This window comes from Photobacterium sp. MCCC 1A19761 (assembly GCF_037389125.1).
Classification (GTDB): Bacteria; Pseudomonadota; Gammaproteobacteria; order Enterobacterales; family Vibrionaceae; genus Photobacterium.
Genome location: NZ_JAZGTF010000050.1, coordinates 1 through 16733, shown reverse-complemented (window position 1 = coordinate 16733; position 16733 = coordinate 1). Strand labels below are relative to the sequence as shown.

14 protein-coding genes and 1 pseudogene are annotated in these 16733 nt (G+C 45.0%); 5 read left to right on the top strand and 10 right to left on the bottom strand.

The window, feature by feature from the left end:
* Positions 1–4: 4 nt before the first annotated feature.
* The 5 genes from VV869_RS24110 to VV869_RS24090 all read right to left on the bottom strand — a co-directional run bounded on the left by VV869_RS24110 (position 5) and on the right by VV869_RS24090 (position 6051).
* Positions 5–679 carry an acylneuraminate cytidylyltransferase family protein gene (locus tag VV869_RS24110; protein WP_337737496.1) on the bottom strand — a complete coding sequence of 225 codons (675 nt, stop codon included), beginning with the start codon at positions 677–679 and terminating at the stop codon, positions 5–7.
* Positions 669–1619: a glycosyltransferase gene (locus VV869_RS24105; protein WP_337737495.1), complete on the bottom strand. Its 951-nt coding sequence runs from the start codon at positions 1617–1619 to the stop codon at positions 669–671. Before VV869_RS24105 ends, VV869_RS24110 begins: the two co-directional genes overlap by 11 nt.
* On the bottom strand, positions 1609–2451 hold the full coding sequence (locus VV869_RS24100; protein WP_337737507.1) for an SMP-30/gluconolactonase/LRE family protein: 843 nt from the start codon (positions 2449–2451) through the stop codon (positions 1609–1611). The genes VV869_RS24105 and VV869_RS24100 overlap by 11 nt, the downstream gene beginning before the upstream one ends.
* A gap of 221 nt (positions 2452–2672) precedes the next feature.
* Positions 2673–4835 carry a polysaccharide biosynthesis tyrosine autokinase gene (locus VV869_RS24095; RefSeq protein WP_337737493.1) on the bottom strand — a complete coding sequence of 721 codons (2163 nt, stop codon included), beginning with the start codon at positions 4833–4835 and terminating at the stop codon, positions 2673–2675.
* 64 nt (positions 4836–4899) lie between these two features.
* A complete protein-coding gene (locus VV869_RS24090; protein ID WP_337737506.1) occupies positions 4900–6051 on the bottom strand; it encodes a polysaccharide export protein in 1152 nt (383 codons plus the stop codon).
* A gap of 644 nt (positions 6052–6695) precedes the next feature.
* On the opposite strand from VV869_RS24090, the gene VV869_RS24085 reads away from it, so the two are divergent.
* The 4 genes from VV869_RS24085 to VV869_RS24070 all read left to right on the top strand — a co-directional run bounded on the left by VV869_RS24085 (position 6696) and on the right by VV869_RS24070 (position 11109).
* Entirely contained in the window at positions 6696–7076 is a 381-nt protein-coding gene (locus VV869_RS24085; RefSeq protein ID WP_337737492.1) for a hypothetical protein, read from the top strand.
* A gap of 122 nt (positions 7077–7198) precedes the next feature.
* Positions 7199–7921: a YjbF family lipoprotein gene (locus VV869_RS24080; protein WP_337737491.1), complete on the top strand. Its 723-nt coding sequence runs from the start codon at positions 7199–7201 to the stop codon at positions 7919–7921.
* 114 nt (positions 7922–8035) lie between these two features.
* Positions 8036–8926 (top strand): capsule biosynthesis GfcC family protein, encoded by an 891-nt coding sequence (locus VV869_RS24075; RefSeq protein WP_337737490.1) that lies wholly within the window; start codon positions 8036–8038, stop codon positions 8924–8926.
* Positions 8926–11109 (top strand): YjbH domain-containing protein, encoded by a 2184-nt coding sequence (locus VV869_RS24070; protein WP_337737489.1) that lies wholly within the window; start codon positions 8926–8928, stop codon positions 11107–11109. Before VV869_RS24075 ends, VV869_RS24070 begins: the two co-directional genes overlap by 1 nt.
* A gap of 525 nt (positions 11110–11634) precedes the next feature.
* Here the strand turns inward: VV869_RS24070 and VV869_RS24065 are convergent.
* From VV869_RS24065 to VV869_RS24050, 4 genes are read right to left on the bottom strand one after another with little or no spacing between them, the layout of a single operon-like run.
* A complete protein-coding gene (locus VV869_RS24065) occupies positions 11635–11907 on the bottom strand; it encodes a YfcL family protein (protein ID WP_337737505.1) in 273 nt (90 codons plus the stop codon).
* A 60-nt stretch (positions 11908–11967) separates the two neighbouring features.
* Positions 11968–12510 carry an elongation factor P hydroxylase gene (locus tag VV869_RS24060; protein WP_337737504.1) on the bottom strand — a complete coding sequence of 181 codons (543 nt, stop codon included), beginning with the start codon at positions 12508–12510 and terminating at the stop codon, positions 11968–11970.
* 23 nt (positions 12511–12533) lie between these two features.
* A complete protein-coding gene (locus VV869_RS24055; protein WP_337737488.1) occupies positions 12534–13097 on the bottom strand; it encodes a sugar transferase in 564 nt (187 codons plus the stop codon).
* Between the two features lie 5 nt (positions 13098–13102).
* Positions 13103–14032, bottom strand: coding sequence for a UDP-glucose 4-epimerase family protein (locus VV869_RS24050; RefSeq protein WP_337737487.1), 930 nt, complete (start codon positions 14030–14032; stop codon positions 13103–13105).
* A 137-nt stretch (positions 14033–14169) separates the two neighbouring features.
* Between VV869_RS24050 and VV869_RS24045 the strand changes: the two genes are divergently transcribed.
* Positions 14170–16065 (top strand): polysaccharide biosynthesis protein, encoded by a 1896-nt coding sequence (locus tag VV869_RS24045; protein WP_337737486.1) that lies wholly within the window; start codon positions 14170–14172, stop codon positions 16063–16065.
* 66 nt (positions 16066–16131) lie between these two features.
* On the opposite strand, the pseudogene VV869_RS24040 reads toward VV869_RS24045, so the two are convergent.
* Positions 16132–16611, bottom strand: a pseudogene (locus VV869_RS24040) (IS3 family transposase); the annotation flags it as partial.
* Positions 16612–16733: the final 122 nt, after the last annotated feature.

The window sequence follows — 16733 nt, the reverse complement described above, 5'->3', positions numbered from 1 at the left end:
AAAATTACGATTTCATGCGATATTCAGCTAGTGCTGCAACCATTTCCCAATCATGAGGTTCATCAATATCTAAAGACTCAAGAGGAGGGGTAACCATCATTAATGGAGTTTCACCAATTCGAGCACTTGTTTTCTTGAACGATTCTCTTGTAAAATAGAAAAGACAAGAGTTCTCTTCGTACCAAGGCTCTAAGTCTTGTGTTCGAATAAGATTCTCTGGGTCGTGATTAACTGCGCTACAATCTTCTCTATAAAAACGGGTTTGAGTTTTATTTACAGTAAATAAAGAATCGTTATTAGGATTCTCATCCAATTCTTTTAGACCCGCTCTAATCGTATCAGCCGTAATCAACGGATTTGTAGTGTGTGTCATGATATAAGTATCAGCTTCAACTGCTTCAATATCATCAGCAAGAATAAGGTTCATACTGACCATATCACCACAGAGTTCTGGTTTACGGTCTCGAATTGTTACTCGATCACTTTCAATCAGACCATTCTCTTCTAATATATGGCGAGCATCGGTATTGATTACTACTTTATCAATTTCACTCACAGATAAAAGTTCATCTAAAATCCAACGAAATAATGGTTTCCCAGCTAATTCTCGGAAGTTTTTACCTTTGACACGCTCACTATTAGCTTTCATTGGTAGTAAAGCAACAATTTTATTTTTCATAACTTCTTCCTATAATATGGTCCATATTCTCAGAGACATTCATATCAGTTACTCTCGGGTAGAAATATTTTTGTTTCATCGCCTGTGAAAGTTTTCTATGGTTCTTATTACCAATATATGCACCATAGTACTGACAGCATCTAAATGCTATGATTGACTGTATTTCTTTAACTAGTACACCCTTGGTTTTTGCCTTCCGTAAGTCCTTTATAATTCCAATTAATATGTAATTGATCATATCTAAAAAACTGACTTGTACTTGAGGCATAATTTGCTGCAAGGCGATTGCTTCACGTTCATACCTAACTTTTACTTTGCTCCATGCTTCATCATGAATATGATAAACAGCAGCATCTGCAGCGTAACCAATTTTTTTCCCTGAATCAACAAGGAGCTTAGCAAGGTACATATCTTCGCACCCTGTAAGTTCTTCGTTAAACCTATGGGCTAACCAAGCATCCCTTCGTATAGCCGCATTAGCATTATTACAAAAAAATCCTACTTGAGGAATTCTTGAATCTGAAGGAAAGTACTTATTAAATAGTTGACGTTCACTAAACTTGGTAGTGTCCCTACCTAACTGTCTTCCGTATGCATAACTACATTGGTCAACTAACGGTCTTACCAAGTTATTAATCCAATTATTATCTACCGGTATACAATGACCACTAATAAATACTAGGAAATCACCATTTGAAAACTCGCAACCATCATTCAGAGAGCGACCAAAAGTAAAATTCTCTTTCTTGATATGAGTGATTCTACAGCCGTATTTATTAGCTATATCGAGAGTGTTATCCGTTGATCCAGAGTCAATAATAACCGTCTCTATTCTAAATTCAGATTGGTCTTGTATTCTAATTGCTTCTAATAATTCCACTAAGTGTCTTTGTTCATTTAGCGTCCTGATGACTATGCTAACGAGTGGCTTAGTAATCATAGTTACTCCCCAAATCAATCTCTAGCGTCTTGCCTGATAAAGGATATTTTTCAAGCTGTGCTTCAGTCATACCTTCATAAGCACTAGTTACATACAACCATCGATTGGCATAAATAATACAGTTTGTAGGCCTTAACACAGGTAAGTCGACCTTACGAACTACTTTTCCGTTCTCATCCATGACTGCAATAGCTGAACCATCCCACAGAGCAACATGTACATACCCCCTTTCTGACAAACAACCTCCATCAGGTGTATAGTTACTACTCGAAAAATCTTTCCATAGTCTAAGCTGCGGTTCTTGACTATGTATTAAATCTATCTCATAAATACGTTGTTTCAGGGAATCTGATACTAATAGCTTATTGTCAAACTCAATAAAAGTATTAGGAATTCTAACTCCTAGTTCGTAAACGTTCACTCTGCCTTTTTTATCTAAACGGTATATTTTTCCTTCCTCAACTTCAGGACTGTAACCCATCGTTCCGTAGATAATACTACTATCTGAAAGTACCACCCCATCATTAGCTCTTAACTTTTTTGGGCAATGCTTTGAATGAATAACCTGTAGCTTTGTAGTACCATCAATCAGGTTTACCTGTTTAACACCAACATTATTTACATATGTCAACGACTCATCAGAGACAGAAAAAATACAACTTGGATTTCCTTCTAAAGCAAAAGTATTAATAAGTTTATCTTCCCTTAAACTATATTGATAAAGATTGTTATTCACGATGTCTAACCAATATAGTTTTTGAGTCATCTTATCTAGAAATACCCCTTCACCCAACTCTGAAGCAGGAGTTTTTAATACCTTAATTCCCATCATCACGCTTACATTCTTTTTGCACATTATATCTCTGACAGCTTAAGTCCAAGAGACATTTCATTCATACTAAGACTGTCTGATTAGGCTATCAAATTGTTATTTTTATTTTGGGCGCTTGTCTAACTCCATTTTAATGGTCACACTTACTCTTGCGTTTACTCTAAAATTCAGCAAAAATCGATTTACTCAGCAGCTTAGGTGAGTAGTGACACAGTCAGATATTATTGCTTCGACTCATAACTATAATTGTAATAACCATAGTTACCACCATAATAACCACTCGCCTTACGAACAACAGCATTCAGAATAAAGCCTTTTATTTCAATACCATTCTGTTCAAATCGCTGTTTCGTCACTTCAACTTCTTTAACCGTGTTCTGGCTAAATCGTCCTACCAACAATGAGGTTCCGGCATGAGCGCCAACAATCGCTGCATCAGTGACTGCCAGAATTGGTGGAGTATCAACAACAACTAAATCATAATTTGTTGATGCCCAATCCATGAGTTCTTTAAAGCGAGGATGCATGAGAAGCTCGGATGGATTTGGCGGGACTTCGCCACGGCCAATAAATTCCAAGTTTTCTACGCCTGGCAGCTTAACTAAGCTTTCAATACCTACCTGACCGCTGAGATAATCTGATAAGCCAGGTTTCGCACTCACGCCCATTTGTCGCTCCATCCGCCCCTTACGCATATCGGCATCGATCACCAACACCTTTTGACCGGATTTAGCGACCACTGCAGCCATATTCGCGGAAACAAATGATTTACCGATGCCAGGGCTTGGACCGGAGATCATCAGGATATTATTCTTAGCCTCCATCATGGCAAAGTGCAGGCTGGTGCGCAGGCTCCGAAGTGCTTCAATCGATAAATCCGCCGGGTTAGAAACCGCCAATAGGGTTTCTTCGACAGAAAGCTTTTGCTTCCCTTTTTGTTTTTTCTCGAGTTCAATCTGCCAATCGGACATTGGCACACTGGCATACACCGGCAAACCAATCGCCTCAATTTCATCCGGATTTTCAACGCCGCGATGGAAAGCCGCACGGAGCAGCGCAATGGCAACAGCTAACATGCCACCAAGCAAAGTTGCCAGCACCACAATCAGCGGTTTCTTAGGTTTCACGGCTTTAGTGTACGACTGCGCTTTGTCAAGAATCCGTACATTCCCTACTGTACTGGCTTTGACAATGTTCAGTTCTTGTACTTTGTTCAGCAGCTCAACATAAATCTGCTGATTCACTTCAACATCACGCGTCAAACGTAACACTTCCCGCTGTGTTTTCGGCAATTTTTGAATTTGCTGATTCAGGCGCTCACGTTCTGAGAACAGTGTTTTTCGCTTATCCAAGAGTGAAATATAAGCCGGGTGTTCTTTAGTAAAACGCTGGGAGATTTCACTTTCTTTGAAGGTTAAATCATTAAGTTTAGCTTCCAGCTCAACCATCACATCTAAGGTCGATTTCGCTTCCAAACCTAAATCAACAGACTCGTTTTCTTGGCGGAACTTATTCAGTAAATCTTCTGATATTGTCAGCTGCGATTTAATATCTGGAAGATGTCCCCGTAAAAACTGCAAGCTTTTCTCTGCTTCGGCTGAGTTACGCTCAACATTCTGCAAGAAGTAATTCTGGCTAATATCATTCAAAATCACTTCAATCGCTGCTCGATTTTCGCCAGTAAAGGACAACTGAAGAATACCAGTTTGTTTACCACGCTCACTTACTGCAAGATTTTGTTGTAACCACTGAATTGCATCCAGGCGTGTACGTTTTGCGACCGTAAAGCTATCGCCAGCCTCTGCATCAATTTTCGAGACAAATAGTTGGTAATCGCCCGCTTGAGCCAGCTCACCCACTTTCCCGCTTAGCACCTGCTGCTCTAGTTGATCATACAGCGCATAACTGCCAGACTCCGCATCCAAAACAGTCAATGTATAAACAGGGGTTTCGATATTCGTTGGAATTTCAAAACGCTCAATTCGAGCTTCAATTGACGTACCTTGGATGCGCGCCAAACCTTTCCCTATCATAGGTAGGTAATTTGGTATAACGACAGTTGTTAAATTATGCTTATCGACGGTTTTGCCTAAAATCATCCTCGACTTCAGGATTTCAATTTCGGTCGATGAAGAAGATTCACTGGCAAACAGTTCCCCCATCTCGCCCAATGCTGGCATCCCCGAACTTTTTTGTTCCACCTGAATCAAGGCGTCAGCTTTATAGATGGGCGTCGCCAGTAACGCATATGCAATACCTACAATCGCAAAAACAAAGGTGATCGCGATGATGCTCCAACGGCTATCCAGCAAGATACCAAACAGTTTTCCCAGATCAATTTCATCCGAGTCTTGCTTCACCTGAGTGTTTTGAGTAACGCTCATAAATTTTTAACTCAATATCAATAGGTTATATCGTAATCGTATTTCTAATTGTGGCGTCGAACTATTACGGCCAGTTTCTGATCCGCAGCACGCCCTCACTCAGCTCATTGAAGCTGGTAATGGTTGGCACTAATTGGGTAATCACACGGTTCCAACGTACAATCGGCGCCGCTGTCACATAAACCACATCATAGGGTTGTAATTCAAACTCTGTACCAATAACCAAAGCTGACGCATCGGATAAATTCAACTGATAGATATCAGCCAATCTTTCTTGCTGCTCGGTATTCGGATTGTTTTGACTCATCTTGCTGCGAATCACAAACACACCGGTCGCATCTGCTGACAATTGATTGATACCGCCAACATTGCTTAGCGCTTCTGTGAGGCTCATCCCTGCACGGTCAATTTTCAATAATTTGGGATCGTTTACTTCCCCCATCACAAACACTTTCTGGGCATCGTTACGTGGCACATGGACAATATCCCCCGGGCGTAGCAGGCGGTTCTGGGTTAAATCGCCTCGTTGCATTAAGGCGTGCAAGGAAAGGCGCTCTTCCTGACCGTTGCGAGTCAGCGTGACGTTGCGCCAGTCAGCATTTTCTGCCAGGCCACCAGCGCTATTGATGGCATCTAATAGGGTTAGGGGAACATTGGTGATGGCCTGCTTCCCCGGGTTGTTAATTTCACCGGTGATGTAAGCTTTTTGCGAGCGGAATGAGGCGACATTGACATCGACCTGCGGGCTTTCGATGTATGCAGCCAGACGTTTGGCGATATCGTCTCGGATCTCTGTGACGGTTTTCCCCTCGACCCGCACCAAACCAATGTAGGGGTAGAAAATGGTGCCATCTGCGTGTACCCAGTTGCCTGCTTCGGCCGAACTTCGATAAGAGCCGGCCGGAATCGTCAGCTCCGGGTGATCCCAAATGGTAATATTGAGTATATCGCCCGGGCCAATACGATATTGATAGCGAGCGATTTCAGCATCTAAAGCCGCATTCATCTGAGAGTAAGCTTCTTTTGCTTTGAATCGTTTTGCTGTCGTCGCAGTCAGTGGGTATACATTGACCTGCTCCGAGATATCCTTGTCCTGCTCACTACCTGTAGAAACCACATTTTTGTTATCAAGACTCAAATGGGAACCAGGCACCGTACATCCAGCCAACATTGCTGTTGCTACCGCTGTAATAAGAAGCTTTTTTGTAAAATGCATCATTCGTAAAGTTCAACTTTCAAATTGATTGATATGCTTAGATAACACTCAGGGTATGCCGGCCCTGCTTACGGGGACGTGACATTCTCAATTTCTGTGTGCTTGCGCGATTAACTAGACTGCAACGTTTAACCGTGGGTTAAGACTGGTCGCTTCACATAACAGAAGCGCGAATTCAGATACGCTACCGCCCTTGGGTTCGAGTTCCCAATGTACTCAGAGAGCGTTCAGTTGTGATCAGTATGAGGGTCATCCCCTTGAACTGATTGGTTTGTCCATTTCTGTGCTGAAACGCGACGAAGCGTCAAAAAGTTTTACATTTATCACTATCGCAGCGGCCATATTCTACACAGAATACGCGAATAGAGAAACTCAAATTTCGAAAAAAAGTACCATCGGCATATAAAACACGAAACGTAACGCATTGAATTATATCGCCATATTTTCAACACATTTCACTGGCACGAACAAATTCCGAGGCAACCTTGTGAAAAGTGCTGGCCTTATTTCTGAGATCTTGTTCCCTAAATTAAATGTCTAATGTGACAAATTTATGGCCTCATTGCCTTCCGATTGGTTAGCCCATATGATTAAAAGGAAGACTATCTTCACTTTATTATTAACTTTATAGATAAGGGGATCGGATGAATAAGACTGTAATCGCGCTGTTGACTGCAATGTCGATGGCTGCTACGTCGATGGCTGGTTCAGCCTTTGCTGCACCTGAGACCGCGGGTTCAGCCAGCTCTACCGGTGCAACCTCTACGACAGCTTCAACGGCATCCACAGCGGGTGCTACATCGACCACAGCCACGACTGCTGGTGCTGCTTCGAGTACAGCGGCCACTGCCGGTGCAACCACCGGGGTCGCAGCGGGAACAGCCGGAGCCTCGATTGCCGCAGTTGGAGGCATTACGGCAACGGCGGTTGCTGCTGCTACTGCTATTACAGTGGCCGTTGTTGCTGTTGCTGATGCGTCAGGTAACGACAACAACACAACCACTTCTCTCTCTAAACAAGGCTAATAGCTTTCGTTCATTACAACGAAGACTGGCCTGAGTAGCTGAAGTTTAAATGATAACCGCACAACGTGCATGTGTGCGGTTATACTCCATCAACATGAATCACTTACTGTTCCGGACGGCTTATGATTGCAGTCTCCATGCGCCCTTCCCGGCCACCTCAGATCTACGGTGTTCTTTTCCTGTTGACGCTTTTAGTGAGCGGATGCAGCCAGAAGTTTAATAATGTCAATGACACTCTGCGCCTTGCATTGCTGGGCGAAACAGACATTCATAAAAGTCACCTTGAAATCCAGAGCCTGCCTTATGCCAGTATGTATGCTCGTCTTGGCGATGGGCCACAGGCTTTTATGGTGCTTGCATTGGCCGAACCGAAATTCGGCTCCAACCCTGATCAGCAACAATCCGTCCAGTTGAAATGGCTCTCCAACGATCAGGGGATGCTGGTGACTGAACACGGACGCTTAATCAAAACACTGAATCTCCCGACCGGGAACTTGCTCATGACGCAATCAACAACAACCGATCCCCTCGCCCTTGGTCTTCATTTAGCCAAGACCCCTAAGCGCTGGCAGCGACGGATTAACTGGCAGCCCGGCTATCACTTCGGTTATCAGCTCCATTCGAAGTTTTCGAACCGGGGCACCGCCGTCATTTTGATCAATGAGTCCCCTGTCGAAACCTTGCACTTTACCGAACATGTCACAGTTGAGAGTCTCGCGCTCAATTTTGACAATGATTTCTGGCTTCATCCGCAAACCGGAACAGTGCTTAAAAGCCGACAAAAGCTTGCGCCTGGTCTGCCTTACATTGAAATGACGCTGTTAAAACCATTTTCGTCACCTTAAGGGGAACCCCTTGTTTCAGCACAAACAGCGATAACAAAATGCTATCGAAGTAATAAACTTAAAATGATTCACAAGCTTGAATAATTCTCGACTCCCAAGAGCCTCGGATCTCGAATGAATAACCATGAACTCATGACGAAGACAGCCAATGCACCGAAAACAATCCTATACCGGGTTTTAGGCGGCGTTTTAAAGATGACCTACGGAAAACTCGCTTTAGTATACAGGCTCTGTATTCCTTTTATTTTTGTAACTCCGGTTTATGCTGATCAGAACACCGTTCAACTCACTCAACAGCCACAAGCAGACATTCAGGTGAAAGTTACCACTTCAATGGCTAATGAGCAGCAATTACAACTTCGATATACTCAGCCAATCAGACTCAATCAAATTCTTGAGGATAGTCGGCAAAACCTGCATCGGATGACAAAAGATGCTGCCCCGAGCCCCATTTACTGGCTCGGGGCATCGATACATTTGAACCGGATTCCCCCAGGAAAAGAACGAGTCATGTCTCAGCTGCAAGCATTGGCTCAGCATTGGCAAGGCGAGAATAAAAACGCCGTCTTTCTGTTAATCGAACGGTTACAAAGTCTGACGTTTCAACAGCGGGTTTTCTCCATGGTCGATTATGACCAGATCAGGATCACGCCATCACTCAACCCCTTAATCACGGAAAATATGCTACTGATTCTGCCACCACGCCCCAAAGATATTCTGGTTCTGGGCGCGGTCAGTTCACCACAACAAATTTTCTGGCGTGAGCGGACGAGTGCCCGTGAATATTTAACGCAACTCTCACTCTTAGATAATCCAGAGAACAGCGAAGTAGTTGTTATTCAGCCCGACGGCATTGTTGAGCACCATCCCATCGCCTATTGGAATCATGAGCACCGGGATATTGCCCCTGGTGCAACCCTCTATTTGGGTTTTCAAAATTTGCCTTCAGGATTTGCGTCTCTCAATGAAGACATCATCAACTTGCTAAGACACCGGGCCTTATAATGCATCAACGTGTTCTCTTTTCACTGTCTGCGCTCTCTTTGGCCATTCTGCCCGCCGCATCGACGCAGGCTGATGACTTCAGCTACCCGGTGTTGACCCCGTCGCAGACTGACTTTGGCGGCGTCGGGCTGATCCAAATGCCCTCAGGCCGAATGGCTGAAGAAGGCGAGTTTACGGTCGGCGGCACATTCAATGATGAATACCATCATTATACTGTCTCGCTGCAACTACTCCCCTGGCTGGAATCAACCATTCGCTATACTCTGGTTCAGGACCTGCTCTATAGCAATGACGAAAGTTTCAGTGGCGATACCAAGTACACGGACAAGGGCATTGACTTCAAGATTCGACTACTGAAGGAGAGTTACTGGTTGCCGGAGACCGCTCTCGGCGTTCGCGATTTTGGGGGGACAGGACTGTTTGATGGGGAATATCTTGCCGCCAGTAAGCATCTCGGGCCATTTGATCTCACCCTCGGCATAGGCTGGGGTTATCTCGGCAATAGTGCCAATTTCCACGGGGATAAAGCTTTAGGCAATGACTGTGATCGCGGCACTGAATATAAAGGCAAAGGCGGCAATATCGATTTTGAACGCTGGTTCAGTGGTTGTAGTGCACTGTTTGGCGGGATTGAATACCAGAGCCCCTGGCAGCCACTGCGATTCAAAGTTGAATATGATGGCAACGATTATACCAGTGATTTCCCGGTAACCCGAGGCGGAATCACAATGCCCCAAGAGAGCAAGTTCAACTACGGCGTCCTGTATCGTTTAAATGATTGGGGGGATTTACGTCTGAGTTATGAGCGGGGCAACACCTGGACCTTTGGTTTTAACCTCAATACGAACTTTAATCAAATGAAGGCGATCTGGCAGGATGAGCCGGCACCGGTCTACCACCCCCGCCCTACATCATCGAACCTGGAACGTTCCGCCAAAGACTGGGAGCAGTTGGCGCAAGACTTACATACCATTGCCGGTTACCAGGATCCGACGATTTACACTACCGATGACACCGTTACCGTACTCGCCCCTCAAACCAAATACCGCAACCGTGATGAAGGTTATCAGCGGGCAGCAACACTGATTGCGAACCAGGTGCCTGAAGCCAACGAATTCCGACTCATTGAATCCGCCAATCACTTGGCTGTCACCGAAACACGCATTGATCTTGAGCAATTTGCCAGGGTGGCTCAATATGAGTATTTCAATGCCAAAATCAGCGATGCCTCTACCGTCACTTCCCCTTCAGAGCCGGAAGGTAAACTCATTGCCAAATCTGACAAACTCTGGGACATCAGTGTGGCCCCGACCCTGCAACAATCTTTTGGGGGATCTGAAGATTTTTATCTGTTCAATATTGGGATCAATGCCGGGGCCAACTACTGGTTTGGCGATCATGTCGAGCTTGGCGGTGGGCTCTATCTCAACCTCTATGATAACTACGATAAATTCCTTTACGAAGTCCCACCTGATGGCACAGACTTAAAACGAGTTCGAACCCTGGTGCGTCAGTACATTAACGATCATCCCGTCCGCGTCAACAACCTTCAGCTCACCTGGATGGATCGCCTGGGAGATAACTGGTATAGCCAGGCATATGCCGGCTATCTGGAAATGATGTTTGGTGGCGTGGGTGGTGAAATCCTCTACCGTCCGTTTGACAGCAACTGGGCTGTCGGCATCGATGCCAACTACGTTATCCAGCGCGATCCGGACTCTCAACTGGGCTTTTTCACCGAAGATGTTCAATTTGACCCCATTACAAACCGGAATTACCGCGTCCAGACCGGCGCCGTCACCGGTCATGCCACGCTTTATTATCAACCGCGCTGGGAGTGGCTCCCCAACACCCTATTTAAAGTCAGTGCAGGTCAGTACCTAACCGAGGATAAAGGGATCACCGTCGATTTTTCCAAACAATTTGACAGTGGTGTGATTGTCGGTGCCTTTGCCGCGAAAACAAACCTGTCAGCAGAAGAGTTCGGGGAAGGAAGCTATAACAAAGGATTTTATATCTCGATTCCGTTTGACGTGATGACGGTGAAACCGAGTACCAACCGCGCCACGATTTCCTGGCTGCCGCTAAGCCGGGATGGTGGCCAGATGCTGAATCGTAAGTATCAGCTCTTTAGTGTGACGGATGCGCGTTCACCTTGGTATGGGCGAAGGCCGATGAATTGAAATACTCTTAATTATCAATTGATATCGTGACCAAGGCGCGGTGTGTATATATCCGCCTTTATTTATTACTTTATTATTAGCGTGATCTTGAGCGAGAAAAACCTTCTATTTCCAGCGTAAAAATTATTTTAAGCTAAAATAGTGATGGTAAGCATACGATAAAGCGTCAAATATATGACGGAAAATCACATTTTTTTGATTACTTTTTGATTACGTTGTAGAAGAGGTAACTGGGCATGTTCAGGTTGTACGCTCGCTTTTCAGTAAATCATCCATTACTCCATAAATCTAACATCTTGCTGACATTCGGTATTTTCATGCTTTGCTGTTATCAACTCCTTGAAAACAACAGCCTTCAATATGCAACTGGGCTTATTCTGGTTGCGATACCGACTTTTATTTTCGCCAGATCATCTGACTACAAGCGAAAATATTTAAGTGTAGATAATTAATCATTACGAGATAATAAAAAGTGCTACCTTGTAGCACTTTTTATTTAATTGCAACGTGATAGAAATTGATATATTACGAAGATAAAGCTGATTGCTGAAGCTGATCCCACATAGCTTTCACGATCACTTGGTCAGCAGGTGCTAACTCGGTTTGCGCATCCGCAAGACTTTTTTCAACCAAGTCATTCATCTGCGTTACATTCGCAATCCCCTCAAGCTCACACTTTGCCGCAGAAAGCGAAATATGCCCGCGTAGGTATCCTCCAGCAAACAATTCGTCATCAGATGCGGTTTCTACTGTTTGATCAATCAAAGTCAGTAGTTTTTCTTCATATTGCTGGATCATCATTCTCGGTAACTCTTCAATGTAAAGTATCTCGCCCCAACAGATTGTGCGCTGTCGACTCTATGCGATAAGAGTAGGTTCAGGGAAATCTTCAGGGCATAACGGATCGATTTTATAGTGCTTTCGTAATGCATCCGACAAGACTTGTACCCGCTCAGACAACCCTTGCTCAAGGTAACACAACACCTGCTCACGCACTTTTCGGGTAAAGCCAATTCGATCCAGTTCACAATTGCCGCTTAAGTTATCACAGCTGACCTGAAAACGAAATCCACAACTGGCGGACAAAATCCACTCTAAAGCTTGCGGTTTAATCTCGACTTTTTCAAATTCAGCCTGCTTTTCATCCGTCCGACCATCCGGCTCATACCAGTAACCATAATCTTCCAATAGCCGCCGTTGAGGCCCGGCAATACACCAATGCGCAATCTCATGCATTGCTGAAGCAAAGTATCCGTGGGCAAAAATAATACGGTGGTACGGATAAACAGAATCTGCCGGTAAATAAATAGGCTCATCTGTCCCACAAACCAGTTTGGTATTATAAGTGGCAAAAAATGTGGTATTAAAAATTTCAATTAAATCAGTATAGTGATGCTGCATGATGACGTTCAAAAACTGTTCCGTTAATACCTGATCTGATCCCCGGCACCTTTACCGATTGCCGTTTGAAGAATCAGCTTAAAGTAAAGCGATAATGAAAAAGAGCGAATCATTTCAGCATCTAACACGGCAAGTTTTTGCGGTTCGGACATATCGACACCATTCACTTGCGCCAAACCCGTAATGCCGGGTAGAACATCCAGCACCCCAAGCTTATCCCGGGCATCGATCAACTCTTGCTGATTAAACAAACACGGGCGAGGACCAACCAAGCTCATCTCCCCCCGAAGGACATTGATTAGCTGCGGTAATTCATCAAGCTTTGTTTTACGCAGAAAACTTCCCAGTTTAGTCACTGAACTAGCCTGGACCAAATGGGTTGCAACTGAAGCGGTTTCGACAGGCATGGTACGAAACTTGACTAAGGTAAATGGCTGCAGATGCCTCCCGACACGCTCCTGACGAAAGACTGGCTGACCTGTGTCAAACTTCCCTAGTATATAAACTACCCCCATCACAGGGGCTAAGACGATCAATCCGACAAGCGCCAAACTGAAATCTATCATTCGAGTCAAAGAATTGTGCATGAACTTTATTTTTGTACCGTATGTTTCAGGGCGCAACCTAGGCGATAAGGCGGCGTCCAATCCAGAGTTTCTTTGGTATGGCGGATATCGACCTGGAGTGAACTACAGAGCCGTTGTCCGACTTCAGGTTTACCAAGAAGCTTCGTCAGGCCCATAAGCCACGCTGCAGGCACAGGCACGAGTCGACTCTTAGTTCCCATGGCAACCGCGAGTTTTTGCAGCAACTGGGTCGTCGAGATATCTTCGTCATCGGAAACTAAAAACACCTGATTAGCAGCTTTCGGATGATGCAGGCAAACCTTCATTAGGTCAACCAAGTTCCCCAGGTATACTAAACTACGTGAATTCTGAATCGCCCCGAAAGGCAGCGGAACTCCCCGTTGGACAATGTGTACCAGCTTAGCAAAGTTTGCTCTAACACCGGGTCCATAAACCAAAGGGGGACGAATAATCACAATTTCCATGCCAGAGCGCTGTCCTAGGGCCAGTAGCGCCTGCTCAGCCTCGTATTTACTGATGCCATAGGGATCATCAGGACAAACCTTGCTTTGCGGTGTAAACGGCATGCCGGGTAGTGTCTGCTCCCCATTCACCTTGATGGAGCTCAAAAACACAAACCGTTTTACACCTGCTGCCGCAGCCTGCTCTGCTAACCTCAGGGTTGCAGTTGTGTTCATACGGCGGTAGGCATCTAACGGGGCTAGCCCATTATCGTACATTTGATGCACTCGCGCTGCACAATGAACAACAACATCAATGCCAGCCAGTTGAGATTCAATCTCAAACGCTGATTCTAGATCAAAGACAATGGTTTTCATCAATGAGGACTTCGCCTTGCGTACGCCACATACCACTTCAAATTGCTTTGACTCCGATAAAGCATGGGTCAGCGCACTGCCAACAAAACCTGTACTACCCGTAACTAAAACTTTCACAAACGCTCATTTTTCAATCAAACAAGACCAAAGATTTTACCACAACAGGTTTGTGTCTGCATGTTCGGCGATATGTAATTGCAACTCCCCCACAATCGATTAGAATCGCAAGGTTGTGAAAATTATTTAGCGTAATTATGTTCAGACCTATTCAAGCTCTACTGAGTACCAAGCGAAGCAATAAACGAGCAATAACATTAACTTATGATGTGATTGCGGTCCTGATTTCCCTCTATCTGGCTATGAGCCTTCGCTTGAGCGACTGGATGTTTGAGATCACCATCAGGGAGCTGGCCAGCTTCGCAGTCACGGCGCTGGTGACAATCTATACCTTCATTCGACTGGGCATGTATCGCGCCGTATTGCGCTATCTGATGCTACCGGCGCTAGGCAATATTTTTCTTGCGGTTATGCTTTCAGCTGTTGCTTTATCAATCTCAGGGTTCTTTTTTCAGTCATTCATCCCCCGCAGCGTGCCATTGATTTATACCGGGCTCGGTATCTTGCTTCTGGGGGGGCCACGTATTCTGATCAGAACCCTCTATTATCATTATTACAAGCGTAAAAAGCCGAATGTTTTCATTTACGGAGCAGGTGCCACTGGCCGAGATCTTGCCTATGCATTGATCCATGGATCTGAGTATCACCCAGTTGTGATTCTTGATGATGACATCAGTAAAGTTGGACAAATTATATCCGGACTCAGAGTTCACCACAGTAGCGAATTTGAATCACTTCAATCACTGTACAAACCACTGAAGCTACTATTAGCAATCAACAATATCAGCAAAGGAGACAGACTACGCTTAGTGGATAAGTTATCTGACTGGCCCATCGCGATTCAGTCTGTCCCTTCAGTTGAAGATATTGCAGCAGGGAAAGCCAGCTCAACAGAAATCCGAGATCTTGAGATTGGTGATTTGCTTGGTCGTGCGCCGGTAGAACCTGACCACAAACTAATGGCACAGAACATCACAAACAGAGTTGTCATGGTGACCGGTGCCGGCGGCTCTATCGGTTCAGAGCTTTGTCGCCAGATTTTACAGCAAGAACCAAAATGCATCGTCTTGTTTGAACTGAATGAGTACAACCTGTACTCGATCGACCGAGAGCTCAAGAAATTGATCGAAAATACCGGAAGCAACTGCCAAATCGCCTCAGTACTCGGCAGTGTGCAACGGCAGAACCGTGTTGAAAAAGTCATGAAAAAATACGCTGTCGAGACAGTCTTTCATGCAGCAGCCTACAAACACGTGCCATTAGTTGAAGACAATATTGTTGAAGGGATCAGGAACAACGTCTTCGGCACATTGGCAACAGCAGAAGCCGCAATTCATGCCGGCGTCAAAAATTTCACGTTAATCTCAACGGATAAAGCTGTTCGTCCGACGAACGTGATGGGCGCGAGCAAACGGATGGCAGAGCTTGTACTGCAAGCATTAGCGGATCGTCAAACAGAGACGATCTTCACCATGGTTCGTTTTGGTAACGTACTCGGCTCGTCAGGCTCTGTTGTCCCCTTATTTAAAGAACAGATCCGCAAAGGTGGACCCGTGACGGTGACCCACCCGGATATCATTCGATATTTCATGTTAATCCCGGAAGCTGCACAACTAGTGATTCAAGCCAGCGCGATGGCACATAATGGACAAGTGTTTGTGCTGGATATGGGCGAACCCGTCAAGATCCACGACCTGGCCAGACGAATGATTCATTTGATGGGAATGAGTGAGAAGTCAGAAAACGAAGAAGAGTCTCAAGAAGGGGACATTGAAATCCACTTCACCGGGCTACGCCCAGGAGAAAAACTATTTGAGGAATTACTGATTGGCGACAATGTTGAAGGAAGCTCGCACCCAAAAATAATGACAGCAAGAGAAGAAAGCTTGTCCTGGGGTGAGATGAATAAACTGTTGGATGTACTCGATCGTTGCTGCCATGATTTTGATGTTAATTGCATCAAACAAGTGTTACTCGATGCTCCGACGGGTTATAGCCCACAACCATTAAACAAATGTACACTTCCTACTTAACTAAAGTGACCGTTATCAATTTCCTCCGGTAACACTCCGGAGGAATATTAATGAACCTTGTAGTGGTCAACTAAATCCGGACACTTTGTTAGGCCGATTCTCGGCTTCAGCAGGCGGCGCCCCGTCATTGTGTTGATGTGGGCGCTGCCAGTTGTAGTAATCCATCAGGTATATACCGACGTCTCGTATCGCTTCACGAGCAGTCATGTAGCCCGTTGATGGGATCCATTCTGTCTTTAAGCTCCGAAATAAACGCTCCATTGGCGCATTGTCCCAACAGTTTCCGCGGCGACTCATGCTCTGTGTTATTTTATAACGCCATAGCCGTTGCCTGAACTTCCTGCTCGCATATTGGCTGCCTTGGTCTGAGTGAAACATGACACCACGAGGACATCCTCGTTGCTGATAAGCCATATCCAAAGCTTTCACAACCAAGTCTGCATCAGGCTTTTCCGACATAGCCCAACCTACGGCTCGCCGCGTATGCAGGTCGATAACGGCTGCCAAGTAATGCCAACGGCTACCAGCCCAGATATATGTGATATTGTAGTGGTCAAGTAAAATTGGCCACAGTTTTAGAGTCATTCCAGAATAACCGTTCTGACTCATTTGGCGTCAAACCACCGTTATATTGATGTGGCCTGACCTTGCTGTAATATTCCGTGATG